This is a genomic window from Janthinobacterium sp. ROICE36, assembly GCF_002869965.1.
Lineage (GTDB): Bacteria > Pseudomonadota > Gammaproteobacteria > Burkholderiales > Burkholderiaceae_D > Janthinobacterium.
The window spans coordinates 80,199-105,409 of the sequence record NZ_PEBS01000006.1; the positions used below are offsets into that span (position 1 = coordinate 80,199).

General features: G+C 63.6%; 26 protein-coding genes and 1 pseudogene. 12 read left to right on the forward strand and 15 right to left on the reverse strand.

The genetic code is table 11. From position 1 onward, the window contains the following. Positions 1-86 precede the first annotated feature (86 nt). Positions 87-464, reverse strand: coding sequence for a hypothetical protein (locus CSZ94_RS04190; protein WP_102120362.1), 378 nt, complete (start codon positions 462-464; stop codon positions 87-89). Between the two features lie 460 nt (positions 465-924). Further along, the gene (locus CSZ94_RS04195) at positions 925-1,383 is read right to left on the reverse strand and encodes a hypothetical protein (protein ID WP_146009735.1); all 459 of its coding nucleotides are present in this window, start codon (positions 1,381-1,383) and stop codon (positions 925-927) included. A 168-nt stretch (positions 1,384-1,551) separates the two neighbouring features. Here CSZ94_RS04195 and CSZ94_RS04200 point away from each other — a divergent pair, with 168 nt between their 5' ends. Beyond that, positions 1,552-2,742: a low temperature requirement protein A gene (locus CSZ94_RS04200; RefSeq protein ID WP_102120364.1), complete on the forward strand. Its 1,191-nt coding sequence runs from the start codon at positions 1,552-1,554 to the stop codon at positions 2,740-2,742. A gap of 27 nt (positions 2,743-2,769) precedes the next feature. Here the strand turns inward: CSZ94_RS04200 and CSZ94_RS04205 are convergent, their stop codons facing one another. Beyond that, positions 2,770-3,300 (reverse strand): GNAT family N-acetyltransferase, encoded by a 531-nt coding sequence (locus CSZ94_RS04205; protein WP_102120365.1) that lies wholly within the window; start codon positions 3,298-3,300, stop codon positions 2,770-2,772. Between the two features lie 91 nt (positions 3,301-3,391). Here CSZ94_RS04205 and CSZ94_RS04210 point away from each other — a divergent pair, with 91 nt between their 5' ends. Then, positions 3,392-3,967, forward strand: coding sequence for a helix-turn-helix domain-containing protein (locus tag CSZ94_RS04210; protein ID WP_102120366.1), 576 nt, complete (start codon positions 3,392-3,394; stop codon positions 3,965-3,967). Here CSZ94_RS04210 and CSZ94_RS04215 read toward each other — a convergent pair. Continuing rightward, positions 3,964-4,839 carry a LysR family transcriptional regulator gene (locus tag CSZ94_RS04215; protein WP_102120367.1) on the reverse strand — a complete coding sequence of 292 codons (876 nt, stop codon included), beginning with the start codon at positions 4,837-4,839 and terminating at the stop codon, positions 3,964-3,966. The two genes, CSZ94_RS04210 and CSZ94_RS04215, sit on opposite strands and share 4 nt — an antisense overlap. An 84-nt stretch (positions 4,840-4,923) precedes the next feature. On the opposite strand from CSZ94_RS04215, the gene CSZ94_RS04220 reads away from it, so the two are divergent. From CSZ94_RS04220 to CSZ94_RS04230, 3 genes are all read left to right on the forward strand, one after another. Further along, the gene (locus tag CSZ94_RS04220) at positions 4,924-6,420 is read left to right on the forward strand and encodes an MFS transporter (protein WP_102120368.1); all 1,497 of its coding nucleotides are present in this window, start codon (positions 4,924-4,926) and stop codon (positions 6,418-6,420) included. A gap of 92 nt (positions 6,421-6,512) precedes the next feature. After that, positions 6,513-8,066, forward strand: coding sequence for an EAL domain-containing protein (locus tag CSZ94_RS04225; protein ID WP_102120369.1), 1,554 nt, complete (start codon positions 6,513-6,515; stop codon positions 8,064-8,066). Then, positions 8,063-8,416 carry a hypothetical protein gene (locus CSZ94_RS04230; RefSeq protein ID WP_102120370.1) on the forward strand — a complete coding sequence of 118 codons (354 nt, stop codon included), beginning with the start codon at positions 8,063-8,065 and terminating at the stop codon, positions 8,414-8,416. Before CSZ94_RS04225 ends, CSZ94_RS04230 begins: the two co-directional genes overlap by 4 nt. A gap of 3 nt (positions 8,417-8,419) precedes the next feature. On the opposite strand, the gene CSZ94_RS04235 is transcribed toward CSZ94_RS04230, so the two are convergent. Both CSZ94_RS04235 and CSZ94_RS04240 read right to left on the reverse strand, forming a co-directional pair. Then, the gene (locus CSZ94_RS04235) at positions 8,420-9,784 is read right to left on the reverse strand and encodes a serine hydrolase domain-containing protein (RefSeq protein ID WP_102120371.1); all 1,365 of its coding nucleotides are present in this window, start codon (positions 9,782-9,784) and stop codon (positions 8,420-8,422) included. Between the two features lie 123 nt (positions 9,785-9,907). Further along, the gene (locus CSZ94_RS04240) at positions 9,908-10,828 is read right to left on the reverse strand and encodes a VirK/YbjX family protein (RefSeq protein WP_102120372.1); all 921 of its coding nucleotides are present in this window, start codon (positions 10,826-10,828) and stop codon (positions 9,908-9,910) included. 253 nt (positions 10,829-11,081) lie between these two features. On the opposite strand from CSZ94_RS04240, the gene CSZ94_RS04245 reads away from it, so the two are divergent. Together CSZ94_RS04245 and CSZ94_RS27895 are read left to right on the forward strand one after the other, a co-directional pair. Beyond that, positions 11,082-11,285, forward strand: coding sequence for a hypothetical protein (locus tag CSZ94_RS04245; protein WP_102120373.1), 204 nt, complete (start codon positions 11,082-11,084; stop codon positions 11,283-11,285). 23 nt (positions 11,286-11,308) lie between these two features. Continuing rightward, positions 11,309-11,467: a hypothetical protein gene (locus CSZ94_RS27895; protein WP_180977357.1), complete on the forward strand. Its 159-nt coding sequence runs from the start codon at positions 11,309-11,311 to the stop codon at positions 11,465-11,467. Between the two features lie 198 nt (positions 11,468-11,665). Here the strand turns inward: CSZ94_RS27895 and CSZ94_RS04250 are convergent, their stop codons facing one another. Continuing rightward, a complete protein-coding gene (locus tag CSZ94_RS04250) occupies positions 11,666-12,688 on the reverse strand; it encodes a DNA-binding protein (protein WP_258000758.1) in 1,023 nt (340 codons plus the stop codon). A gap of 181 nt (positions 12,689-12,869) precedes the next feature. Here CSZ94_RS04250 and CSZ94_RS04255 point away from each other — a divergent pair, with 181 nt between their 5' ends. Next, positions 12,870-13,928, forward strand: a complete 1,059-nt coding sequence (locus tag CSZ94_RS04255) for a tyrosine-type recombinase/integrase (protein WP_258000759.1) — start codon at positions 12,870-12,872, stop codon at positions 13,926-13,928. Positions 13,929-14,149: 221 nt separating this feature from the next. Here CSZ94_RS04255 and CSZ94_RS04260 read toward each other — a convergent pair whose 3' ends face one another. The 4 genes from CSZ94_RS04260 to CSZ94_RS04275 form a co-directional block, all read right to left on the reverse strand. After that, complete coding sequence (locus CSZ94_RS04260; protein WP_102120375.1) at positions 14,150-14,785, reverse strand: CatB-related O-acetyltransferase; 636 nt, start codon at positions 14,783-14,785, stop codon at positions 14,150-14,152. 88 nt (positions 14,786-14,873) lie between these two features. After that, a complete protein-coding gene (locus CSZ94_RS04265; protein ID WP_102120376.1) occupies positions 14,874-15,326 on the reverse strand; it encodes a PaaI family thioesterase in 453 nt (150 codons plus the stop codon). A 27-nt stretch (positions 15,327-15,353) separates the two neighbouring features. Then, positions 15,354-15,866 carry a MarR family winged helix-turn-helix transcriptional regulator gene (locus CSZ94_RS04270; RefSeq protein ID WP_102120377.1) on the reverse strand — a complete coding sequence of 171 codons (513 nt, stop codon included), beginning with the start codon at positions 15,864-15,866 and terminating at the stop codon, positions 15,354-15,356. A 45-nt stretch (positions 15,867-15,911) separates the two neighbouring features. Further along, entirely contained in the window at positions 15,912-17,108 is a 1,197-nt protein-coding gene (locus CSZ94_RS04275; RefSeq protein WP_258000760.1) for a citrate synthase, read from the reverse strand. 76 nt (positions 17,109-17,184) lie between these two features. Here CSZ94_RS04275 and CSZ94_RS04280 point away from each other — a divergent pair, with 76 nt between their 5' ends. Together CSZ94_RS04280 and CSZ94_RS28265 are read left to right on the forward strand one after the other, a co-directional pair. After that, complete coding sequence (locus CSZ94_RS04280; protein ID WP_102120378.1) at positions 17,185-17,712, forward strand: GNAT family N-acetyltransferase; 528 nt, start codon at positions 17,185-17,187, stop codon at positions 17,710-17,712. Then, positions 17,709-17,957, forward strand: a pseudogene (locus tag CSZ94_RS28265) (FAD-dependent oxidoreductase); the annotation flags it as partial. The gene CSZ94_RS04280 and the pseudogene CSZ94_RS28265, both read left to right, overlap by 4 nt. A 25-nt stretch (positions 17,958-17,982) precedes the next feature. Here the strand turns inward: CSZ94_RS28265 and CSZ94_RS04290 are convergent. Beyond that, positions 17,983-18,441 (reverse strand): hypothetical protein, encoded by a 459-nt coding sequence (locus CSZ94_RS04290; protein ID WP_258000761.1) that lies wholly within the window; start codon positions 18,439-18,441, stop codon positions 17,983-17,985. A 150-nt stretch (positions 18,442-18,591) separates the two neighbouring features. Continuing rightward, on the reverse strand, positions 18,592-19,473 hold the full coding sequence (locus CSZ94_RS04295) for a LysR family transcriptional regulator (RefSeq protein ID WP_180977358.1): 882 nt from the start codon (positions 19,471-19,473) through the stop codon (positions 18,592-18,594). 97 nt (positions 19,474-19,570) lie between these two features. Here CSZ94_RS04295 and CSZ94_RS04300 point away from each other — a divergent pair, with 97 nt between their 5' ends. Both CSZ94_RS04300 and CSZ94_RS04305 read left to right on the forward strand, forming a co-directional pair. After that, complete coding sequence (locus CSZ94_RS04300) at positions 19,571-20,155, forward strand: GNAT family N-acetyltransferase (RefSeq protein ID WP_102120380.1); 585 nt, start codon at positions 19,571-19,573, stop codon at positions 20,153-20,155. Between the two features lie 128 nt (positions 20,156-20,283). After that, on the forward strand, positions 20,284-21,762 hold the full coding sequence (locus CSZ94_RS04305) for an MFS transporter (RefSeq protein ID WP_308410535.1): 1,479 nt from the start codon (positions 20,284-20,286) through the stop codon (positions 21,760-21,762). 4 nt (positions 21,763-21,766) lie between these two features. Here the strand turns inward: CSZ94_RS04305 and CSZ94_RS04310 are convergent, their stop codons facing one another. Both CSZ94_RS04310 and CSZ94_RS04315 read right to left on the reverse strand, forming a co-directional pair. Next, a complete protein-coding gene (locus tag CSZ94_RS04310) occupies positions 21,767-22,831 on the reverse strand; it encodes an alpha/beta fold hydrolase (protein WP_102120382.1) in 1,065 nt (354 codons plus the stop codon). A gap of 85 nt (positions 22,832-22,916) precedes the next feature. Continuing rightward, a complete protein-coding gene (locus tag CSZ94_RS04315; RefSeq protein WP_102120383.1) occupies positions 22,917-25,175 on the reverse strand; it encodes a heavy metal translocating P-type ATPase in 2,259 nt (752 codons plus the stop codon). Between the last annotated feature and the right edge of the window lie 36 nt (positions 25,176-25,211).

Genomic DNA, 25,211 nt, shown 5'->3' on the forward strand with positions numbered 1-25,211 from the left:
GCGTCGGATGGCCAGGCTGCTTGCCTGGATGCGGTGGCGGGCGGCCATCCAGGGCGCCCGCCCGCAGGCGGGCGCGGAACCGCCGCTTACTGCGCGTTGGAGGTAAAGGTAGCCAGCACGAAGCCCGTGTAGGTATACAGGGTGCCGCTGTCGACGATGTCGCCGGAGAGCAGCACGTTATACAGCCCCGTGCTCTGCGGCGAGTAGGTGACCGTCAGGCCGGCTTTCCACGTGACGACGCCATTGCCCGTGTCGCTCGCCAGTTTGGCCGTCGTGAAACCGGTGCTGACGCTGGGATTCCAGTACGTGGTGCGGCCCTGGAACTGGAAGGCGATGCCGGTCTGGTTGTTGCTGTCGCTGCTGGCGATGGACAGCGCGATGCTGTTCGGCGTGGTGTTGGTGGTGACGCTTTGGCCGGAGGCCAGCGTATGGTTGCTGACTTCGACGCGAGGTAAGTTGGACATGACATTCTCCATGGGGTGATATCGGCCTGCACTTGCGGTGGGCGCCCCGTGGCCGACAGGTCCGGGGCAGTTGGGTAAGTCGGTGGAAACGGTATTGCAACGACTTTTCGACCATGCCATAAAAATATGGCGGGACAATACGCGATTTCAAATAAAGACAAGACATTTGATATTAATCAATCCGGAATTGATTAATATATTTTTCTATTTTCTTATTCGAAACATAGTTTCTGGCTATTCTAAATATAACCATGCCGGCTCTTGCACATCACGAGTAGCGATTCTAGGCCTATTTTTTTGCGCGATTCTCTCGAATTGTCGCAAAGGCAGTAATGGTGAGCTATCCGGACGCGGCGCGGGAAAACGCCGCCGTCCATTTTTCGCGGCGGCAGGCAATCCGGACAGGGAATGCAATTGAATATAAACGGTTTATTGACTTAAATAGATGGCATGCGCGGCTTTATTGCGCGGCTGGTGCGGGCAGGACCGGACAGCGTTCAAAAACGGCTATCACCTTGCCAGTCAGCGTGTACTGCGTGCCGTCATCGAGAATGGGGCCATCGATGAGGATTTGATATTGCTGCGGTCCGAGGGCCTGGAAACGCAGGGTCAGTCCTTTCTGGAATCTTACGATGGTATCGCCGCGCTCGACGCCCAGCTGCAGCAGGATATTCGCTGTCGACAATAAAACCGTCCAGTACGCGGTCCCGTTGGCGCGCAGCGCCACCAGGGTGTTGTCATTGATATCGTTGCTGGCCGTGGCGATGGCGTCGCTGTTGACCGTCAGCGCCATGGTTTGCGGGGCCCGGCACGCGGGGGCCGGTTCGGCCAGCTGGCGCGCCAGCGCCGGGGCGTCGCCGCCGAGCGATAGCAGCAGCACGGCAGCCAGCCAGGGGCCGCGCCAATTCAGCTGATACATGGTGGAGGTGGTGTCCCGCGCATGCGACCCATCGTAGCGAAATTCGGCCGGAAGAGCAAACGCCTGCCGACCGCAGCGCGCCGCCATGGCCGCCATCCCCATCTGCTATCATCGTGCCGTTTTGGCCGGTGCCGCGGGTGCCGGTCCGATATTTATGCAAGGAAAAAAATGAATAATCGCATTTCCCTGCTGCGTCAGCGCGGCGCGCAGGACAGCGGCAAGGTGGGCATGATCGAGCTGTTCTTCGACCTGGTGTTCGTGTTCGCCGTCACGCAACTGTCGCACGGCTTGCTGGCGCACCTGAGCGCCATGGGCTGGCTGCAGACGGGCTTGTTGCTGATGGCCGTCTGGTGGGTGTGGATCTTTACCTCGTGGATCACCAACTGGCTCGATCCCGAGCGCATTCCCGTGCGCATCAGCCTGTTTGCGCTGATGCTGGGCGGCCTCATCATGTCGGCCTCGATACCCGAAGCGTTCGGTACGCGCGGCCTGGGTTTTGCGGGCGCTTACGTCGCCATGCAGGTGGGCCGGCCCCTGTTCGCCTGGTGGGCCGTGCGCCATGAAGCGCTGGCGCGCCGCCGCAATTTCCAGCGCATCGCCTTGTGGGCCGTGTTGTCCGGTATGTTCTGGATCGCCGGCGGCATCGCGTCGCCCGAGCAGCGCATCTTCTGGTGGGGCGCGGCCCTGCTGATCGACCTGGCCGGTCCATGGATGCAGTTCAGCCTGCCCGGCCTGGGCCGCTCGACGATAGCCGACTGGGATGTCGATGGCAGCCACATGGCCGAACGCTGCGGCCTGTTCGTCATCATCGCCCTCGGTGAATCCCTGCTGGTGACGGGTGCCACCTTCGCGGGGTTGGCATGGACGCCCGGCAACTGGCTGGGTTTCCTGTCAGCCCTGGTCGGCAGCATCGCCATGTGGTGGATTTACTTCGACACGGGCGCCGAGGCGGGCCAGCACCGCATCGCCCACTCGAAGGACCCGGGCCGCATCGCCCGCAAGGCTTACACTTATATCCACGTGCTGATCGTGGGCGGCGTGATCGTCTGCGCCGTGGCCGATGAACTGGCCCTCGTGCATCCGGATGAGGCGAGCTTCGCCGGCATCAGCGCCTTGCTGGGCGGGCCGATCCTGTATCTGCTGGGCAATGCGCTGTTCAAATGGGTCAGCAACGACCGCGCCACGCCGCCGCTGTCGCATTTGCTGGGCATCTTGATCATCCTGGCGCTGATTCCGATGGCATATGGCCGGCTGTATTCACCGTTGACGCTGGCCTGCATCACCAGCTGCGTGCTGGTATTAGTGGCCGTGTGGGAACACATGGCCTTGCGCCGACCGCCACCGGAGATCGATCTTTAATGCGCGATCCTTGACGTCTGTTTGACATCAAGCGGGCGGCGCAATGCCGTCCGGGTCGCTGCGCGCATCGAGTTGCAGTTGCAAAAACGCCAGGTCCAGCCAGGCGCCGAACTTGGTGCCCACCTGGCGCATCAATCCCACTTCATCGAAGCCCAGCTGTTTGTGCAGGGCGATCGAACCGGCATTGCCCGCTTCGATGCCCGCCACCATCACGTGCTTGCCCCGGGCGCGCGCGCGCACGATCAATTCCCCCATCAAGGCCTTGCCGACGCCGGCGCCGCGGCGATCGGCGCGCACATACACGGAATGCTCGACCGTATGGCGAAACCCTTCGAACGGGCGCCAGTCGCCGAACGAGGCGTAGCCGGCCACATGTTGATCCGCATCCATGGCGACCAGCACCGGATAGCCGGCCCGCTCGCGCTCGGCCAGCCAGGCGGCGCGGTTGGCCGCATCGACCGTCCGTTCATTCCAGATGGCCAGGGTGTTGCTGACGGCATCGTTGTAGATGGCCGTGATGGCCTCGATGTCGCCCGCGTGGGCATCGCGTATGTGCATGTTGATCTCCTTGCTAGGCGTCTACTATAATGGACAAATCATAGATTGCCGCCCACGCCTTGTCCAATAGAATCCGAATGGAATCTGCCCCATGTCCACTAAACCAGACGAATTGAACCAGCGCATCGGCGCCAGGGTGCGCCTCGAACGGGAAAGCCTGGGCTGGTCGCTGACGGAGCTGGCGGCCCGTTCTGGCGTGTCGCGCGCGATGGTGCACAAGGTGGAACGCGGCGATTGCAGCCCCACGGCCACCCTGCTGGCGCGGCTGTCGGGCGCCTTCGGCCTGAGCATGTCCGAACTCATCGCCCGTGCGGAAATGCGCGCAGGCCGCTTGCTGCGCCAGGCCGACCAGCCCGTGTGGACCGACCCGCAGAGCGGCTATGTGCGGCGCCACGTGTCGCCCGCGTCCGACATGCCGCTCGACCTCGTGCATATCAGCTTGCCGCCGGGCGCCGTGGTGGCCATGCCGGCCGCCGCCTATGTGGCGCGGCGCCAGCTGATCTGGTCGCTCAGCGGCAGCCTCGTCTTCATCGAAGGCGATACCCGCCACGTGCTGGACGCGGGCGACTGCCTGGCGCTGGGTCCGCCCGCCGATTGCCTGTTCAAGAATGAAACGGCCAGCGCTTGCACCTACGCCGTGGCGGTATTGAAGAGCAGCAGAGGTTAAGCCAGCGCCACCGCGCGCAGCTGGGCGATGAAGGCGCGCGCGGCGGGCGCCTGTTCGTGGCGGCGGAAGGCCACGGCGATTTCCGAACTGATCTGCGGGTCTTCCAGTTCGCGGAACACCACGCCGGGCAATTGCACGCTGGCCATCACCGAGTGGGGCACGATGGCGCAGCCCACGCCCAGCGACACTTCCGTCAGCACGGCCACCAGGCTGCCCGGGCGCGACACCACCTGCGCCGCAAAGCCGCCGCGCCGGCTCACTTCCAGTGTTCCCAATTCCTGTTCCGGCACGATGAACGCTTGCTGCGCCAGCGCGGCCGGCCCCGCTACCTCCAGGCGGGCCAGGGCGCTGTCGGCCTGCACGGCCAGCACGAAGCGGTCGCGCAGCAAGACCACGCTGGCTATGCCGTCCGGCAAGTGCAGGGGCGGGCGCACGAACGCCAGGTCCACGCGTCCCTGGTCCAGCAAGGCGGGCAGCGCATCCATCGCGGTTTCGCGCGCACTGATGTGGATGCCGGGGTGGCTGGCACGAAAGCGGGCAAACTGGTCTTGCAGCACGCCGGAATAGGCGGCCGAGGCCACGTAGCCGATGTCCAGCCGTCCCAGTTCGCCCCGTCCCGCCCGCCGCGCCACTTCCTGCGCCTGCGCCAGCTGCGCCAGCGCGCGCGTGGCCTCGATGAGGAACAATTCGCCGGCGGCCGTCAGGGCCACGGCGCGCTTGCTGCGCTGGAACAAGCGCGTGCCCAGCAAGCTTTCCGTTTCCTGCACCTGTTTGGTCAGCGCGGGTGGCGAAATGCCCAGCTCGGCGGCGGCCCGTGCGAAATGCAGGCTGTGCGCTACGGCCAGCACGCAGCGGAAATGCCGCAGTTCCATCTCTTTTTCTGTCTTTACCATCGGTGAATTATAAGGTGCTTGTCTTGTAACAGGAAATAACACAAGCTTGCTTAAAATACAGGCATGAAGAATACCAACTGGACCTTATATACGTGCTCGGGCGTGTGCGCGCTGATCATGCTCGACACCAACGTCGTGGCCGTCTCGCTCCCTTCGATCGCCCGCTCGCTCAACGCCAGCTTCGTCGACGTGGAATGGGTGGTCAGCGCCTACATGCTGGCGTTTGCCGCGTTCCTCTTGCCGGCCGGCAGCATCGCCGACCGCCTGGGGCGGCGCCGGGTCATGCTGTTCGGCTTGGCCGTGTTCGCGCTGGCGTCCCTGCTGTGCGGCCTGGCGTGGACGCCGTTCGTGCTCAACGTGGCGCGCGCCATCAAGGGCCTCGGTGCGGCGCTGCTGCTGACGTCCGCGCTGGCCGTCATCGGCCATACTTTCCATGCGGAAAAGGAAAGGGCGCGCGCCTGGTCGGTGTGGGGCGCGGCCATGGGCGTAGCCATGACGGTGGCGCCGCTGCTGGGCGGCCTGATCACGAGCGCCATCAACTGGCGCTGGATTTTCTATCTGAACTTGCCCGTCGTCGCCATCTTGATGCTGTTGGTGAAGCGTCATGTAGAAGAATCGAAGGATGCGTCCAACGCCAGCTTCGACCCGTTGGGCGCGCTGCTGTTTTCGGCCGGCCTGTTCTGCATCATCTGGGGCTTGATCGACGCCAGCGTGGCAGGCTGGGCCAGCCACGCCACCGTGCTGCGCTTTTTGGCGGGCGCGGCGCTGCTGGCCGTGTTCGTGATGGTGGAACGGCGCCAGCGCGCGCCCATGGTCGATCTGTCCCTGTTTGGCCGCCGCGTGTTTGTCGGCGCCGTGCTGGGCATGTTTGGCTACGCCATCGCCGCCCAGGTGATGATGACTTTTTTGCCCCTGTATTTGCAGAACGCCTTCGGCTTTTCCGCTGTGCTGGCCGGCTGTGCCATGCTGCCGTTTGCCGTCGCCATGGTGGTGCTGTCCCGGCTGGCGCCGCGCGCCATGCGCCATCTGGATGACCGCGGCATCCTGGTGACGGGGCTGCTGATCGTCGCCGTGGGCAATGTCGCCACGGCGCTGGCCGCCGCCAGTTTGCAGTACGGCCTGGTGGCGGCCGGCATGGTCGTCACGGGCGCGGGCGCAGGATTGCTCAACGGCACGACGCAAAAAGCCATCCTCGCCTGCATTCCCCGCGAGCGCACGGGCATGGGTTCCGGCATCAGCACCACCACGCGCTTTGTCGGCATCGTGCTGGCCGTGGGCGCGCTGGGCGCCGTGCTGGCCATGCGCACGGCGACCTCGTTCGAGAAATTGGCGTGGCTGCACGGCTTGAAGGCTTCGCCCGAGATGATAGGGCGCATCGTCGCCGGCAACGCGGCCGAGGCCTTCGGCCAGCTGCCGCCCGCCATGCAGGCCGTGGCGCAGGAAGCGGCGCGCCACGCCTTCATCGACGGCTTTGCCAGCGTGCTGTACCTGGCTGGCGGCTTGGCGGCCGTGGTGGCGGCGCTGGTCTTCGTGCTGGCCAGGCCGCTGGAAAAAGTGTAACTGTTCAGCAATTTTTAAGTACACGGCCTCTGCTTATAATATGATGCCATCGAGCAATACATGGCAATCATATAACTACTGCAGGTAATCACATGCGCAGAAAACGCATTATTGTAACGAGCGTGCTGGTCGCAGTCCTCGGCGTGGTCGCTCCCCTGAGCCTGGCCTTTTATCTGTCGTCCATGCGCGCCGAGCAGGGCGAGCAGGAACGCCTGCGTCTGCTGGCCGACTACGCGCTCGAGCGCGCCCACCGTTCGATCGCCTCGGCCGGCGCCGCCCTGCGCAGCGCCGATGCGCTGGACCTGGCGCCGTGCTCGGAAGCGCATATCCAGCAACTGCGCCGCATCACCATCACCACGCGCAGCATCGACGATATCGGCTATGTGGAAAATGGCTTGCTCAAATGCACGTCCACGGGCATCGAGCAGGCGCGCATCGCCGTCACGCCCGCCGAATTCACGATGGACAATGGCCTGGGCCTCGATTTCAACCTGCGCCCCGTCGTCAGCGGCGGCAAGCGCATGGTGGGACTGTCCTACCGCGCCTATAAAGTGCTGATCGATCCCGTGCGCTTTTCCGACGTCATCATCGACAGCGATATCCAGATGGCCGTCGCCATCGGCAAGCACGGCGTGCTCGACACCTTGCACCATCCCGACCCTGTGCTGGTGCACGCCTTGCTCGCCGGCCAGCCAGCGGCGGACGGCAGCATCCATGCCATGCTGTACCGCGACGGCTTGACGGCTGTGATGATCGAGCCGCGCAGCAAGCTGAACGACAGGCTGCGCCGCGAACAGCTGCTGCTCTTGCCGCTGGGCTTGCTGATGGCCGCCTTCATCGTCGGCATCGTCGTGTGGCTGTCGCGCCGCCGTTTGTCGCTGATGGGAGAATTGCGCATCGCCATCGACCGGCGCGAATTCTTTGTCCATTATCAAGCCATCATCGCCCTCGACACGGGCGTGTGCGTGGGCGCCGAGGCGCTGATACGCTGGCGCCGTCCCGACGGCAGCATGATACGGCCCGACCTGTTCATCCCCGTGGCCGAGGATGGCGAGCTGATACTGCCCATCACCGACCAGGTGATCGCTTGCGTCATCGCCGACATGCGCGCCGCGCTGCTGGCCGACCGCGCGCTGCACATCGCCATCAACCTGTGCGCCAGCGATATCGAAACGGGCAGGGTGCTCGACGTGCTCGAACGCGCCCTGGAAGGCACGGGCATCGAGGCGCAGCAGATCTGGCTGGAAGCGACGGAGCGCGGTTTCATCAACGTCGAAGCGGCGCGCGCCACCATTGAAAAAGCCAGAGCGCGCGGCCATGCGGTGGCCATCGACGACTTCGGCACGGGCTATTCCAGCCTGTCGAGCCTGCAAAACCTGCCGCTCGACGCCTTGAAAATCGACAAATCCTTCGTCGACACCATAGCCACGGACGCCGCCACCAGCAGCGTCACGCCGCATATCATCGCCATGGCCCGCAGCTTGAACATGCTGATCGTGGCCGAAGGCATCGAAACGCAGCAGCAAGCCGATTATTTGCGCGAACGCAAGGTCGAATTCGGCCAGGGCTGGCTGTTTGCGAAAGCCCTGCCGGCCGGCGAATTTCTCGCCTTCTACGCGACCCGCCGCGCGCCATCATCCCCATGAAACGGCTACGCTTCCCTTATCCGCTGCAGCCGCTGCGCGTGCCCGGCGGCTGGCACATCACCGTCAATACGCTGTTCGAGGTGGAAGCGGGGCCGGACACCATGCAATGGTTCAGCAGCGCGCTGCTGCTATGGGGCCATTGCCGCGACACGGGCTATGGCTTCAACTCGCACTTCGAGCCGGAAGACGATCCGTACGGCGAGTTCGTGCTGGAGATGGGCAAGGTGGCATACGACCGCCATGGCAAGGCTGTCAAAGGCGGCGAGGTGTTCCTGGGTGAATATCGCACGCGCAGCAAGGCGGCGTTTGTCGACCGGGTCGAGCAGTTCATGCAAGACCCGGCCGCCTGAGCGCTACTGCTTGCGCGGCAAGACCACTTCCTGCCCACCCTGTTTGAGCACGGCGGCGGCGATCTTGCCTGCGTCATCGCGCGTAAAAGCCAGTTCCGCCTCGATGGCGCGGAAGAAAAACTGGTCTTTCGCGCTGGCAAACAGGGGCGCCGAACCGACACCGGTCCCAGCCGCTTCCAGGCCATGCTTGCCCAAGCTCACCGTCAAGGTGAAATGTTCCTCAGGGGAATGCTCGAGCACATAATCGGCCACGTATTGCGCCAACGCTACGCGCGGCAGTTCGATGGCGGCTTGCGGTTTTTTGAGCGGCGGCAAGGGCGTGCCGGGCAGCAGGGCGGACAAACCCAGGGCATCGACGGTGCGCGCCGTGTTCGTCAGCACCACCACGCCCCGCTTGCCGTCCGTGGTAAACGCCGCATAGCTGGTGTAGCCGCCCGTCTGGCCGCTGTGCCAGGCGTAGCTTTGTCCCTGTTGCTGTTCCAGCAGCCAGGCCAGGCCGACTTTGGTGTCGCTGTCCGGCGCCATTGGGCGCTGCGGCTTGATGGCCAGCGCATACGGGCGCAGCGGCTTGAACATGTACGCTTGCAGGTAGGCAATCATGTCGCGCGCGCTCGAATACACGCCGCCAGCAGGTGCCACCACGTTCAAGTCCCAGGCCGGCGTGGCTTCGCCCGTCATCAGGTGGCCCGGCGCCAGGCGCGCCAGCATGCCGTGCGTGGGCTGGTTCGAGGTCGAGCGCATGCCCAGCGGCACGGCGATGCGCGACTGCAGCAGGGCTTCATAGCTGCGGCCCTCCCGCGCCGCCAGGGCCGTGCCCAGCACGGCATAGCCGATATTCGAATAGTCAAAGACGCTGCCCGGCGCGCGCGGCAGCTGGTAGGCGGCGAGAAACTGCCGCTGTTTTGCTTCCGTGTAATCGGCATACGGGTTGGCAGGGTCCTTGGGCGCAAAGTTGTCGGGCAGGCGCGGCAGCGCAGAATAATGCGTGGCCAGGTCGAGCAGGCTGATCGGCTTGCCGTCGAAGGCAGGCAATGTATAGCCGGGCAATAATGCCGCCACCGGTTCTTCCAGCGTGACCTTGCATTCGATGACGGCATCGGCCAGCAGCAAACCCGTCATGGTCTTGGTGACGGAACCGATCTGGTAGACGGTATCGGCGCCCGGCTTGGTGTTCTTGCCTGCATGCACGCTGCCAAAGCCATACACGGCGCTGTCTCTGCCATCGATGACGGCGATGACGATGCTGGCGTGCAAGCCCGTGCGCGTGAGTTCTTCGGCGCGCTGACGCACGGCGTCGTCCAGCACGGGTGCTGCCAAGGCGGCGCTGCCGACGATGCAAAGGGGGAGGAGGGCGAAAGTGGGATTCATGGGAACCTGTCGAGTGATCAATGGAAAAGGCAAGTTCACGCCAGCCCCCGGATAAAGTGGCTGGGATGAATGCCGAGCATAGGCCGGTTATATGAAGGTTACCTGAGTTTCATGTCACTATTATCAATTTGGCATGTCACTGTCTGCAGGCGTCTCCAGCAAACCCGCCAGTTGCGCCCGCATGTCGGCGGACATGCATCGCAGCAATTCGCCACGCCGGCGCGTATCGGCCCGTTTCTTTGACGGCACGTCGGCCAAGTCCGGCACACGGTAGTGCGCGCAGGGCAGGTGATAGTTACCGTCGCGCATGCGCAAGGCGTGCAATTCCTGCCACGCCAGGTCATAATCGGCGGCAATATGGCGCCGGCGGCGCGCATTCAGGGCGATGCGGTTGTCATTGCTGATCAAAAACAGGTTATTGCAGGCAAAAAAATCGCCGAAATCGCGCAGGGCCGTCACCATCAGGTTTTTCGGGCGACAACCGTGCAGCGCCCGCGTGGCTTCCTTGACCGCCAGCTTGCCCGCCTCGGAGCGCAAGCCTTGCAGCGCGCCCAGCTGCAAGGACACCCCATCGGCGCGGGGCAGGAACAAAAAGCTGGCCAGGTACAGGGCCTGGCCATCGCGCGTCAGGTGCAGGCACAGTTCGCCTTCGCGGTAGCTGTCGTGGATGGCCGTCAGCTGCAAGCGGTACAGCGCCCCATCCTTGCCTTCGAACGCGGCCAGCACCACGGGCTGGCGCGCCGCCCGCTCGACCAGCGCCCGGGCGCCTAGCTGCCACAGGAAACGGTAGTGCCCTTCCAGCAAGGCCAGGCGATCCGTGCAACCGAGCTGACGTGATGCGTAAGGGCGGTAAATCTTGAAGCGCAGGCAGGGATGCAGCTGGGCCAGCGAGCGCATGCCAGGCATGTTGTCCAGGAAGGCTAGCCAACGCGTGCGCTGGCGGGGAAAGAAGAGGGCGCCCAGCGCCGCTTTCAACCGGTGTCCGCTGGCGGGATGTGGCGGCAGGGTGCTGCGGTGGTGCAGGGGTAAAGCGATGTCATTCATGATTCAGCCGGTGATGGCAGGCGCTGCACAATGAGAGCCTTGCCAGTCTGAATGCTACGTGGGCAAGGTGAATTTCATGTTAAGAAACGGGCGATACATCGAACGCGGCGCAACACGCGCCGGGCCATCGACATCCACGAAGGCGAGCAGCTCGATGCTGCGGCGATCTAGGCGCTGATACGCGCCGCCGTGGCAATGAATGCGGCGCCCAAACCGAAGCGGACGACCACTTGCGACACTATTTGTATATCTTTTGTATATCTGGCACGAGCCGGCCGAGCGCATGCTGGCCGCTTCCGGCATCGAATTCAAGGATTTTATCCCCGCCCTCGGCAAGGCCGGCGGCATCGTGCTGCGCAAAGGCAGCGCGGGCACGGCCAGGAAGCCTGCCGCTTGGCAGGCGCTGGCGCAGCAGCAATTGCCGGCCCTGGCGCACGACGATGGCTGGTATTTGTAACTGTTTTAGCGGCATGGGACGACGTGGCGGCTTTGCTCGCCGACGCCATTCCGCCTGCGCTGGGCACGCTCGATATTCGCGCGCTACAACAGGGTGGCGACGCTTACTGGCTGCAAAACGGTACGCGCAATGTGGAGCGGAAAACCCACGCTATCGACAGCGTGCTGAACCTGCGCCTGTAGCTGCTGCTGGCCGCCGTGATGGCGCGCTGCAGCCCCCATTTGAGCCTCAACGCAAGGGCACGGGACGCGTGCGCTTGCCGGCGCCAGCAGCGGCGCGCCTACCGGGCGTCAATGGGCAGGCGCAATAATGGGACAAGCCCAGAAAGCGGGCCCCGCCTGTCAGGGCGCGTCGCAGATAGCCCATGCCTGTAGACCGGTTCAAACATCGCCTTGCTCCTTGCAATCAATTAGCAGGCCCAGCCTGGCCGCCATGCCGGCATTCTCGCGCAGCAAGCCGTCACGCTCCTGCGCCAGGCTTGCCGCTTGCTGCTGCGCCGCCTGCGCATTTTCCGCCAGCATGTCGAGTTGGCGGTCTTGCGCGGCCAGCGCCACCCGGGCATCGTTCAGCGCCAGCAAGGCCGTATCCAGCTTGGCCAGCAGGGCGTCGGCAGACGCGGCTGCCTGCAGATATTGAAATTCGAACTGATCGCGCTCGGGGCGCACTGTCGCCAGGGCTGCGCGGTCGGCGGCCGCTTCACCGGATAAGCGCGCGTGCTCCGCCTGCAGTTGCGCCAGGCGCATGTCTTGCTGCACCAGGGTCGCTTGCTGGCCCTGCAAACGCTGCTGCAGCTGGGCGTTGTCCTGTTCCAGCCGGCTTACACGCTGCTGCGCCTGGGCGCGCTCTTCGCTGCGCTGGGTAGCGGCCGCTTCCTGGTAATGGTCGAACTGCGAGCGTACCTGCGCCAGCTGGCGGTTCAGGGCGGCGATTTCCTCGCCCCGGTCGGCCAGGCGCTGCGTCAGGCCCGCGTTGTCGCTGTGCAGGGTGGCCAGGGTGACGGCGCGAAAATGGTGTTCTTCCTTCAGTTGCGCCAGCGCGTGCTGGGTGGCGCGCAATTCCTGGGTGAGGGCGGCGCGCGCCTCCGTCAGTTTTAGCCTATCCGTTTCCGTCTTTTTCAGCTTTTCCAGCGCCGCGTCGCGTTCCGCGCGGTTGTGCTGCATGCCCGTTTCCAGCTGCTGCGCCACGTCGCGCTGCTGCTTCTCATACACGCCGCGCATCGCCTCCATCAACTCGGCCGGCAAGCCTGCTTCCGTTTTCACGGCCCCCGCGCCCTGGAACTCTTCCTTCCAGCGCTTCAGCAGGGGTGCGATGGTGCTCTTGCTGCCCGTGCTGCCCAGCGCTTCGCGCACATTGTCGACGGTGGGATTGCGCCCATCGGCAGCGACGATTTGGGCTGCTTTCATAACATCAGAGTACAGAATGCCGGTGCGGGCCATAAAACCACCTATGAGCGAAATTTAGTAACGTATTACATGATACGTAATATCAAATAATATTACGATATAAATTTGATGATTTTTGATAAATATAAGCTTCGATAAGATTGCTTATCGCGTGTTATGGGGGTGGTTTGCATGCTATTCTGTGACCCTCTCAGTACACAACCGCGATTTCGCTGCCGCCATGCCCGATTTGCCTCTCTCGAAACGTCGTATAGCCACTTCGAAAAACGCCGCCATCGCTCTTGCGCCGTTACACGGCGCCCTCATCGATGCGGAACTGGCCGCACGCCACCAGGCGTTTCTCGCCGCTGCCACCTCGGACAACACGCGCCGCACCTACCGTTCGGCCATCCGCCACTTCCAGGCCTGGGGCGGGGCGCTGCCCGCCGACGAGTCCACCGTGATTCGCTATCTGATGGCGCATGCGGACAACCTGAACGCGCGCACCCTGGCCCTGCGCCTGACGGCACTGTCGCAATGGCATGTGTACCAGGGCTTTGCCGATCCCGCGTCCACGCCCACCGTGCGCAAGACCCTGGCCGGCATCGCCCGCCTACATGGCAAACCGAAAAAGAAGGCCAAGGCCCTGCCTCTGGAAGACCTGGAAGTGATCGTCGGCAAACTGGCCGCGCTGGGCAGCAGCAAGGCCTTGCGCGACAGCGCCTTGCTGCAACTGGGATTTTTTGGCGGTTTCCGGCGCAGCGAACTGGTGGGATTGACACTGGACGAGGTGAGTTGGGAGCCGCAAGGCATGGTCATTACCTTGCCCCGTTCGAAAACGGACCAACTGGGGGAGGGCATCGTCAAGGCGATCCCGTTCGGCGATGGCGTCTGCTGCCCGGCCACGGCCCTGCGCGCCTGGCTGGCCGTGGCGCACATCCGCTCCGGACCGCTGTTGCGTCCCGTCAACCAGTGGGGCCATGTGAGCGTGAAAGCGCTGCACGCGAGCAGCATCAACACGATCTTGGCAAGCTGCGCCAGGCTGGCGCAGCTCGATTACGTGCCGGAATTATCGAGCCACAGCCTGCGCCGCGGCATGGCCACCAGCGCGCACCGGGCGGGAGCCGATTTCCAGGCCATCAAGCGCCAGGGCGGCTGGCGCCACGACGGCACCGTGCATGGCTATATAGAAGAGGCGGGGCGTTTCGAGGAAAATGCGGCGGGGAGCCTGTTAAAGGCGAAGAAGAAGACGGCGGGCTGAGGCGACCGACAGCGCCTTGCTGGCATCGGTCTGGCCGCGAACAGCATGGACAGCCTAATGCTCGCACCATGGCTAAGAGCCTATTCCCGTAGAAGGCCCCAGTCTAGAAGCGCGGCACGGCAGGGACAAGACACAAGGCGCCGCGTAGCAGCACATGCTGTATCAGTCGAACGACTGCTACAGGGGGATACAGGTCGCCTCGCCCCGCCACATGCAGGATCTCACAGGGCGGCGGCATACAGCGCGTCCACGTCCCCGCCCCGGATCAGGTCGAGGTGCCGGCCTATCCATTCTGCCGGGCGATCCCACCAGGCGATTTCCAATAGCCGTTGCACAGAAGCAGAATCGAAGCGCTCCCGGACGACACGTGCCGGATTGCCGCCTACGATGGCATAGGGTGGGATGTCGGCAATGACAACCGAGCGCGCGGCGATGATAGCGCCATCGCCGATCCGTACTCCAGGCATGATGAGTGTGTCGTAGCCAATCCAAACGTCGCTGCCGATAATCGTATCGCCCTTATATGGCAATTCTCCCTCGACAGGTCGTGCAGTTTCCCAGCCATTGCCAAAAATGAAGAATGGATAGCTTGAAATCCCGTTCATTTGATGGTTGGCACCGTTTATGATGAACTTCACTCCACGCGCGATGTCGCAGAATTTGCCGATTCTCAGGCGATCACCGATGAACGGGAAATGGTACAGGACATTGTCTTCGAACTGGCTGACGCCGTCCGGATCGTCGTAATACGTGTAATCGCCGATTTCAATGTTGGGTCGGGTGATAATATTCTTCAGAAAGCAGATTTGCGGGAATCCAGGCATCGGGTAGGTAGTATTTGGATCAGGACCTTCCATGCTCTCTCCGTTTTAATATTCCAGGTTAGCCCAGCTGGCAGCCGCTCCTGCAACTGCGCCAGGCTATCCTCGATAGTGTTGGGCCGTATCAGGCGGCCGCTTGTTCCCGGGGGCGGATGATCATGCAGGTGGCCGTCGCGTGCGCATACACTTTACCGGCTTCGTCGCGGATCGTGCCTTCGGAAATGACCAGGTTGCGTCCCGCGTTGATGACCTTGCCTTCCGCGTAGACCGTTACGTTAAAGGGCAGGGGACGGCACATCTTGATATTCAGATCCGTCGTGCCATAGCTTTCACCGGCCGGCAAGACCGTGTGCGTGGCGCAACCCGTGACCGTGTCGAGCACGGTGGCGGCGAAACCGCCGTGCACGCCGCCCATGGGATTGGTGTGCGTTTCATTCGCCGTGGCCGTGAAGATGACTCTGCCATGCTCCACCGTGTGCGCATCCATGGGCATGGTTTTGGAAATGCCAGGCCGGGGGGACAGGCCTTGCGCGAAAGCTTGCATCAGTTGCAAGCCGGTCATGTCGTTGGGGTGCATGGTAACTCCTGGGAGGTGAGAGATAAGTTAACTGTCTTGCTGGAACCGCAGCCGCGAGGCATGCAGCAGGAAGCGGGCGACGACGGCCAGTTCTTCCTCGCTGAAACCGGCTTTCAGTTGCGCATTCAGGCTGTCGAGCAGGGGCAGGGCGGCGGCCAGCACTTCGCCGCCCTTGCGCGACATGTGCAGGGTGCCGGCGCGCGCATCAAACGCCGACTGGCCGCGCACGATCAAGCCATTTTCTTCCATGCGCGCCACCAGGCCCGTGACGGCCGAGTTTTTCAGTTGCAACAATCGCCCCAGATCCTTCAATTGGCAGCCTTCCTCGCCCTTCAGGGCAAACAGGGCGACGACTTGCGTGCCGGAAAACCCCAGTTCGCCGCTAAAGACGGCATCGGCCGAGCGGAACAGGTTCTGGCGCGCCAGGTTGAGCAGGTTGAACAGACGCGGCGAGCGCTCGCCCAGCGGGCAGGCGGCATCGGTATCGGTATCGGTATCGGTATCGGGAAAGTCAGGCTGGGGAGGAGTATTGCTACGCATGCGAAGTATACTACTACGTATGCGTAATAAATCAAGCGGATATTGCTAGTCGCGCTGGTGCCGTCCGATGTAGCGGGCGCGGGGGCGTATCAGGGCCGCACTCGCGGCTTGCTCGGCGGCATGCGCGATCCAGCCGGCCGAGCGGGCCAGCGCAAACACGGTCATGCCCGCGCCCTCGGGCCAGCCGAACGCCAGCTCCATGGTGGCCAGCGCCAGGTCGGCATTCGGCTTGGCGCCGAGCAACTCGCCCGCCATGGCGCAGGCGGCCAGGATGGCGCGCAGTTGCGGGTGCTCGTGCGTCATCGCTGGCAGGCGTTCCAGCAGATACGCGGCGCGCGGGTCGCCCAGCGGATACAGCGGGTGGCCAAAGCCGGCAAATTCCGGCGCGATGGTCTTGTAAAAGGCGCTGATGGCGTCCCTGGCGTCCGGCGCGGCCAGCGCCTGCGTCAACATGCGCCGGGCCGCCGCGCTGCCGCCGCCATGCTTGTCGCCTGACAAGGCGGCCAGCCCCGCGCCCAGCGCGGCCGGCAGGCTGGCGCCCGTCGAGGCGACGCAACGCACGGCAAAGGTCGACGCATTCAACTCATGGTCTGCCAGCAACACCAGCGCCGCGCGCAGCAATTCATTTTGCTCCGCGTCGGCTAGCCACGCCTTGGCCAGTTGCCGGTGCAGCGGCAAGGCGGACGGCGCCGTCTGTAGCAGGGCGGCGGCCAGGATGCGCATCAATGCCGGGCCGGACTGCAGCGAGTGCGCAATATCCGCTGTTGTCAGCATGGCCATGGCCAACATGGCGCGCATCAAGGGCGGCGCGTCCGGCGTGCTGGCCAGCCCTTGCGGCAGAGCAGGCGCGTCTGGCTGAAAATAGTCGCTGGCGCCAGCGTCCCACAGCAGGCCGGCGGCCGCCTCCAGGGTCGCGTGCTGCGCCAGTGCCGTGGCATCGCAGCCACGGTACAGCAAGCGTCCGCCAGCAATATGCGAAATCTGCGTTTCCAGCACGGGCAAGCCCCAGTGCATGGTGGCCATGGCCGTCTGGCCGCCCCGCTTGGCGTCGTTCTTGCGCGCCGCCAGGCGCAGCACCTCTTCCTGCGGATAGCGCTTGCGGCGCGCCGCGCCATTGCTGACGGAGGCAAGCAAGCCCCGGCTCACATAGGAATACAGGGTGGGCAGGCTGACGCCCAGCAGGCGCGCCGCGTCAGGCGCGGACAGGTCGTTGTTCATGGCGTCCATTGTAGCGTTTGTCACTTCATATTGATTGATGGAATCAAGATTGACGGGCGAGGTGGCGTGTCACTAGACTCATGCCTTTCCAGGAGTCTCCATGAACACATTGACCATACGCACCCTGCGCCCGGACGACGCCGCGCCCTTGCTGGCCTTCGAACAAGCCAACCGGGCCTGGTTCGAGCGCCATATCGACCCGCGCCCGGACGCGTTTTACAGCGTTGACGGCGTCCAGGCGCACGTCGCGCAATTGATGGGCGAGCATGCACAGGGACGCTTGCATCCCTGCGTCATTGTCGACGAGCACGAACAATTGATCGGGCGCGCCAACCTCAAGGACATTGACCGGGAGCAAGGCGTGGCCGAAGTCGGCTACCGCATCGGCGAATTGCAAGCGGGCAAGGGCCTTGCCACGGCCGCGTTGCGCCACCTGATTGACCTGGCGCAAGACGAATGGCGGCTACACCGCCTGTGCGCCTACGCCATCGACGGCAATGCGGCCTCGATACGCGTGCTGGAGCGCTGCGGTTTCGTGCAGGGAATGGCCGTGCCCGATATTGCCATCGTGGCAGGCAAGGTTGTCGATGGCCATGTCTACGCGCTGGAGCTGCGCGCGGAGAGATGAGTCACACAGCCCTTCAACGCATCGTTGTCATCGGCGCCGGCATCGTCGGCGCGTCGCTCGCATATCAGCTGGCCAGCAAAGGAGTGCAAGTCACCGTGGTCGAGGCGGGCGGCATCGCTTTCGGCGTGACGGGCACCTCGTTTGCGTGGGTTAACACGTCCTGCGCGGGGGCCGCCCCCATTGCGGCCCTGCGCGGCGGCGCCCTCGACGCCGTTGCCGCCACGCACGCCTTGCTGGCTGCGGCCCGCGCGTTTTCTGGCGTGCTGATTCCTAGGGAACAGGCACGACAAACACGGGCAGGACGAAAGGCGCCGGCTCCTGTTCATCGCCTTGCTCCGTCGCGTCCTGCATATCATGCGCGTTGCGCCAGTCCCCGTTCACCACACGGTCGACGATCAGCGCCAGATCCTGCGTTTCGCGCAGCGCGCAGCGAAACGGCAGCCGCCCATGCGAGCGCGACACCAGGCTGTACCGCAACTGGCGGCATTGCGCATCGTGCCAGCAATAGAACAGCATATCTTCGCCCACGAGCGCGCTGCTGCGGGCCGCGATCACCTGGCCGATGAATTCAACGATCTCTGCCGCATGAATCTGCGGCGTTTCCTCGTCCGTGGGCGAAAAGCGCCACATATTGGTCGTGGCTTCGTGGTTGATGTCGTCGGGATCAATCTCCACGGCATCGTCTTTCGCCATGGCGAACCAGTTGTTGACGACAGTTGAGTGCATCATGTAAAGGTTTCCATATTTACTAATATCTGTTTATTTACGCATGCGCATGCCTTGGTAACGCGTGCCCAATCAAGATTTAACTTGACTGTTCAGCCCATTCAGAATTGTGCCATACCTCGACCTTTGCCCCTTAAGCTCCGGTTCCTTGACTCACCCCCTCGGCCCATCCGCCAACAACTCCGCCAGCCTGATCGTCAGCCACAAACTCGTCTCGCTCAGTTTCTTGCCATGGATCGACAGCCGCCGCACCGGCAAACGCGACAAAGCCAGCGCACGGCAGGGCACTTCCTGCAAATAGCCCTTGTAGTTGTCGTAATTGGCGATATTCAGCGGCAAAATCGCCCAGCCCAGCTCGTCCGCGACCATTTCCGCGATGCTGTAGAAACTGTCGGAAAACCAGACGGCGGGGCTGAAGGCGTGTTCGCGGTTCAGTTCGGAATCCATGATCAGCTGGCGGTAGCGGGTCAGCTCATTGCGGCTGACTTCCTGGCCGTGCGCCATAGCGTGGCCTTTCGCCACGAACACGCCTTGCGCCACGCTGCCGATGTGCTGCTGTTCCAGTACGGGCGATATCGGGCCGCGGTCAAAATGAAACGCCACGTCGGCTTGCTGCTGCTCCACGTATTGCGCCACCTCCGAGGCCGTGGCGTTGAGCATCACCAGTTCCAGCGCCGGGTAGCGTGCCGCCAGCTCCTTCACCAGCGTGCTGATGGCCAGATAGGGCAGGGCTTCGTCCAGCGCCAGGGTCAGCTGTGCTTCGGGCGCCTCGCTCAGCAGTTGGGCGCGTAGCTGCAAGCGCTCGGCCTGGCGCAGCAGTTCGCACGCTTCCAGGTGCATCACCTTGCCCGCTTCCGTCAGCACGGCGCTGCGGCGCGAGCGGTCGAACAGTTCCACGCCGAATTCCGCTTCCAGCAGCCCGATCGAGGTGCTGACCACCGATTGGGCGCGGCCCAGCCGGCGCGCCGCGCCCGAAAAAGAACCGGCCGCGACGGCCGCTTCGAAGTAGCGCATTTGTTCCAAAGTCCATTGCATGGCATCCACCTATCTGTTTTGCAGATGGATTTTAACTTGAATGCCACTCAGGGGCGACATAAAATGCCTTTACTAATTCAACAACACGAGATCCGCCATGAAAAACGCCCAAGCCAATTCCCCCTCCATCAGCTTTGCCTGGTGTCACGACGCCAGCGCCGAAGATGCGCTGTGCAAGTTATATCTTGATAACGTCAGCGCCGACTATATCTCCCATTCGGAGCTGCAGGGCGAACGCGCCGATGCGCCCGGCAACTGGCGCGCGGACTTGCCTGAAGTGATACGCGGCGAAATCCGCGCCGCCCTGTCGCATGACTGGGCGCATGGCGATTCGACCCTGCTGGCTGTCGCCACGGCGGGTGACGCCATCGTCGGCATGGCACTGGTTTCCATCGACACGCGCCAGCGCGCCTCGAAATCGTTCGCTGCGCTCGATGACCTGGTCTTGCTTCCCTCCGTGCGCGGCAGCGGCATCGGCAGCCAGTTGGTGGAGTGGGTGGCCGACGAGCTGCGCAACCACGACATCGCCCGCCTGTTCCTCGAATGCGGCGCGCACAACCTGACGGCGCAACAATTCTTCCAGGGCCGCGGCTTCAAGCAAGTGTCCGTCGTCATGCTGCGCGAACTCGACGCTGCCACAGCGAGCGCTGCAGTGGATGACAAGGATGGCGACCGTGACTGACCCCCGCCGCCCCCGCCAAACCCAGGCCCGTGGCCGCCTGGAACGTAAATATTTGCGCAGCACCCGCTTTATCCACACCGATAGTTGTTAAAAGTTACACTAAAATCCATGAGTTGTTTATGCATCCAATGAAAAAATGGCTGACGCTGGCCATCGTCTCCAGCGCACTGTTCCTGATCGTGGTCGACATGACCGTGCTCTACACCGCCTTGCCCGCGCTGACGCGCGACTTGCAGGCTACTTCCTCGCAAAAACTGTGGATCATCAACGTCTACGCGCTGGTCGTCTCCGGCTTGCTCCCCGGCCTCGGCACCCTCGGTGACCGTTTGAGCCACAAACCCGTTTTCCTTGCCGGCCTGGCCGTGTTCGGCATCGCCTCGCTGTGCGCCGCGTTTTCGCCCGCGCCAGAATGGCTGATTTTTGCACGCGTGCTGCTGGCCATCGGCGCCGCCTTGATGATGCCGGCCACCCTGTCCATCATCCGTCTGACCTTTACGGACAACCGCGAGCGCTCGTTCGCCATCGGCGTGTGGGCGGCGATTGCCTCGGGCGGCGCCGCGTTCGGCCCCGTGCTCGGTGGTTTCCTGATGGAACACTACTGGTGGGGTTCCGTCTTCCTGATCAACGTACCCATCGTGCTGCTGACTTTGGTGCTGGCCGCCGTCGTCCTGCCGAAACGGGCCGGTAACCGCGACAAACCGTGGGACTTGAAGGGTTCCCTGCAAATCATGATGGGTCTGCTGGGTGGCGTGTATGCGATCAAGGAGCTGGGCAAGTCGCAGCCCTCGTATGCGCTGGCCGCCGCTTCGTTCGCCGTGGGCGCCTTCTTCATGCTCAAATTCGTGCGCCGCCAGAAGCGGCAAGCCAAGCCGCTGATCGACTTCGCCCTGTTCCGCGAACTGCCGTTTTCCAGCGCCGTGGCCGCCGCCATGGTGGCCTCGGCCGCCCTGATCGGCATGGAACTGGCGCTGAGCCAGCACATGCAGCTGGTGCGGGAACTGTCGCCGCTGGAAGCGGGCTTGCTGCTGTTGCCGCTGCCGCTGGCGTCCGTGTTTGCCGGCCCGCTGACGGGTTTCATGCTGCCGCGCGCCGACAAGGCCAAGGTACTGTGGGGTTCGCTGTTGTTGTCCGGCATCGGCATGGCATCGTATCTGGTGCTGCATGACGCCGCCGTCTCGGCGCAGGTGGCCAGCCTGGTGATCCTGGGCCTGGGCCTGGGCGCCGTCATGACGGCCGCGTCCAGCGCGGTGATGCTGAACGTGGCTCCCCAGCAAGCCGGCATGGCCGCCTCGATCGAGGAAGTGTCGTATGAGCTGGGCGCCGTGATCGGCGTGACGGTGCTGGGCACGATTATGTCGGCCGTCTACAGTGCCACGCTGGTGATTCCGGAAAGCGCGGGCCTGTTGCCGAATGCGCATGACACCTTGGATGCGGCGCTGCTGGCCGCCGAGCAATTGCCAGCCGAACTGGGCTTGCAAGTGTCGGAACTGGCCCGCTCGGCCTTCGACAAGGCTTTTATTGTCGTGCTGGCCACGGCGTCGGGCATTTTGATGCTCTCTGCCATGGCGATTCGCCACCTGCATCTGCGGGCACGCCGCGCAATTTAATTACTCAGTGGCCGAGCAATGGCGCCACCTTGTCGCGCAAGATCGTCCATTGGGCGTCGAGCACGGCCTGGTTGGGGTCGTGTCCGGCCCGTTTCACCAGCGTAAAATCCTTGGCCGGCGCCGTGATGCTGTCAAAATACGTGCGCGCGATGGCGGGCGAGGTCAGCAGGTCCGCTTCGCCCATGATGAAGAAGACGGGCAGCTCAAAGCGCGTGCCCAGCGCGGGCAGGTCGACCCTGGCGAACATCCCGTCGCCGCGCATGCCGATGAACTGGATATACGAGTAATCATCGGCCGCCTCGGCATCGGCCAGGGCTTGCGGCGTGGCGTAGAACGGCGCCGGCTGCCACCAGTGTTTTGGCGGCGCATCCGTTGCCAGGGCTTCATATTTTCGGTCGTAGCGGCGCAAGATGCCGAAGTTGCGCGGGTCCGTCCATGGCGGCGCACCGAGCGCCGCCAGCTTGTCCACGGTGGTGGTATCGCCAGCCACTTGCGCCAACGCAAGCACTTCCCGGTACATGCCGGTCTCATTGTCCCGCGCATTGACCACCTGCGCCGTGCCGATATATGCGTGAAACAGGTCGGGGCGCGCCTTGGCCATGTGCACGCCCAGAATCGATCCCCAGGAACTGCCCATCAAAATGACCTTCCGCTGACCCAGATGCTGTTCAATATAGCGGGCCACGGCGATGCCGTCGTCGCGCATCTGTGCCACCGTCAAGGGAACGTCGTCCGTAGGCCGCTGTTTCGCATACGTCATGCCGGCGCCGCGCTGGTCCCACTGCACCAGGGTGTAGTGGCGTTCCCAGCCCGCGTAGATGGCAGCGGCATACGGACTCAAGGCGTTGCCGGGGCCGCCATGGAGGAAGAGGATCACGGGATTGCCGCAGGCGGCGCCCGTGACCGTGATCCATTGCTGAATGCCATTGATGGGCACGTAGCCTTGTTCGCGGATGGGCTGTGCGGGCGAGGTGCAGATGCTGCCGGCGAGGGCGGCGGGTTCGGCGTGCAAGCTGGTGCTGGACAGCAGCAGGGCGGACAGCAGGGCGAGGTGGGAAATGGGTCTCATCGGCTACTTTGATGGCTGTTATCGACAACCCTCAAAGTAGCGTTTTTTACATGAATTGTCCAGATGGAACTAATTCTCGAGGGATTTAGTGACTTTTCCCATGACGCAGCAATCTCAGCCCGTTGGCCACCACCAGCAGGCTGGCGCCCACGTCCGCGAAGACGGCCATCCACAGGGTCGCCATGCCAGCCAGGGCCAGGCCGAAGAAGACGGCCTTGATGCCGATGGCAAAGCTGATGTTTTGCACGAGAATACTGCGCGTGCGCTGGCTCAAGGTGATGAATTCGGGCAGTTTTCCCAGTTCATCGTCCATCAGGGCCACGTCGGCCGTTTCGATGGCCGTGTCGCTGCCAGCGGCGCCCATGGCAAAGCCGATGTCCGCCTGCGCCAGGGCCGGGGCGTCGTTGACGCCGTCGCCCAGCATGGCCACCACGCCGAATTGTTGTTGCAAGGCCTTGATTTCATCGAGTTTGTTTTCCGGCAGCAATTCCGCCTTGACCAGGCTCACGCCGACCTCGGCGCCGATGCGCTGCGCGGTCAGCAGGTTGTCTCCCGTCAGCATCACGGTGGTCACGCCCAGCGCAGTCAATTTGGCGATGGCAGCGGCCGCCGTCGGGCGCAGCACGTCGGCCACGGCGATCACGCCCAGTGCGCCGGCTTTGGTCGCCAGCACCATGGCCGTGTAGGCTTGCTGTTCCAACCGCGCCAGGATGGCTTGCAATTCCGGCGACAAGAGATTCAATTCCGTCATCAGGCGCGCATTACCCAGATAATAGGTCTGACCGGCGATATCGCCTTGCACGCCGCGCCCATGCAGGGCGGCAAACTGGGTGACGGGCAAGTGGCTGCTGGCGGGCGGGCCCGCCTTGACGATGGCGGCGGCCAGCGGATGGGCGGAATTGGCGTCCAGGCTGGCGGCCAACTGCAGGATGGCGTCGCGGCTGCTGCCTTCCAATGCGACCACGTCCGTGACGGCCGGTTTGCCCATGGTCAGGGTGCCAGTCTTGTCGACGGCGATGGCCTTGATGCGATAGCCCGTTTCCAGGAATTGCCCGCCTTTGACCAGAATGCCGCGCCGCGCCGCCGCCGTCAGGCCGCTGACCACCGTCACCGGCGTGGAAATGACCAGCGCGCACGGGCAGGCAATGACCAGCATCACCAGCGCTTTATAGACCCAGGCCATGAAAGGTGCGCCCATCAGCAGGGGCGGCAGGACGGCCACCAGGATGGCGAAGACGACGACGGCCGGCGTGTAGTAGCGGGCGAAATTGTCGACAAAGCGCTGCGTGGGCGCCTGTTTGCCCTGCGTTTCCTCGATCACCTTGACGATTTTTGCCAGGGTGCTGTTGCCGCTATTGGCCGTGACCGTGACGTCGAGCAAGCCCCGTTCATTGATGGTGCCCGCATACACGACGTCGCCCACGGCCTTGTCTACTGGCATGCTTTCACCCGTGATCGGCGCCTGGTTGACCGACGATGCACCGCTTTGCACCACGCCGTCGAGGGCGATGCGCTCGCCCGGCTTGACGCGCATCAGGGCGCCGATGGCCACGCTGCCGACGGCGACTGGCTGCCAGGCACCGCTGGCGTCGGCCACTGTCGCCGTGTCGGGCGCCAGCTGCATCAGGCTGTGCACGGCATTGCGCGCGCGGTTCAGGGACAAGCCTTCGATCAGTTCGGCAATGGCGAACAGGAAGATGACCATGGCCGCTTCCGGCCATTGCCCGATGGCGATGGCGCCAAATACTGCCAAGCTCATCAGGAAATTGATGTTCAGGGTGAAGGTTTTCAGGGCGATCCAGCCCTTTTTCAGGGTTGGCCAGCCGCCCGTGGCGATCGACAGCAGGGCCAGGGCGATGACGAGGGGCGAACTGTCTTCATGCGTGGTCCACGCCAGCGCTTCGGCGCCCGCCGCAGCCAGGCCGGACACCACCAGCAAGCCTTTTTGCAGGCTGCTGAGGCTGCCTTCGTTCGGGTCGCGCGCGACGGCAGCGTCCGCTTCCATGGGAATCGCCTGCATGCCGATGTCGTGCAGGGCCGCTTCCACCGTGGCCAGCGAGGGCAGGGTGTGGTGCACGTCCAGCACGCGGTTCATCAGCTTGAAATCAAGGCCCACCACGCCGGCCATATTGGCCAGCTTGTTGCGGATCAAACGCTCTTCCGTGGGGCAATCCATGTTGGCGATACGGTAGCGGGCCGTGTCGGCGCCGGCGATGGGGGCGCTGGGCAGGGCTGGCGCGGTAACGCCGGCAGGGGCGGCGTGGCTGTGTGAACAGCAGCCGCCGTGACTGGGCTTGGCGTCTTGTGCATGGTCGTGCGCGTGGTTATGGCTGTCGTGCGGCATCGCATCATCCTTCAGGATTGGTGTATGCTTCCATTA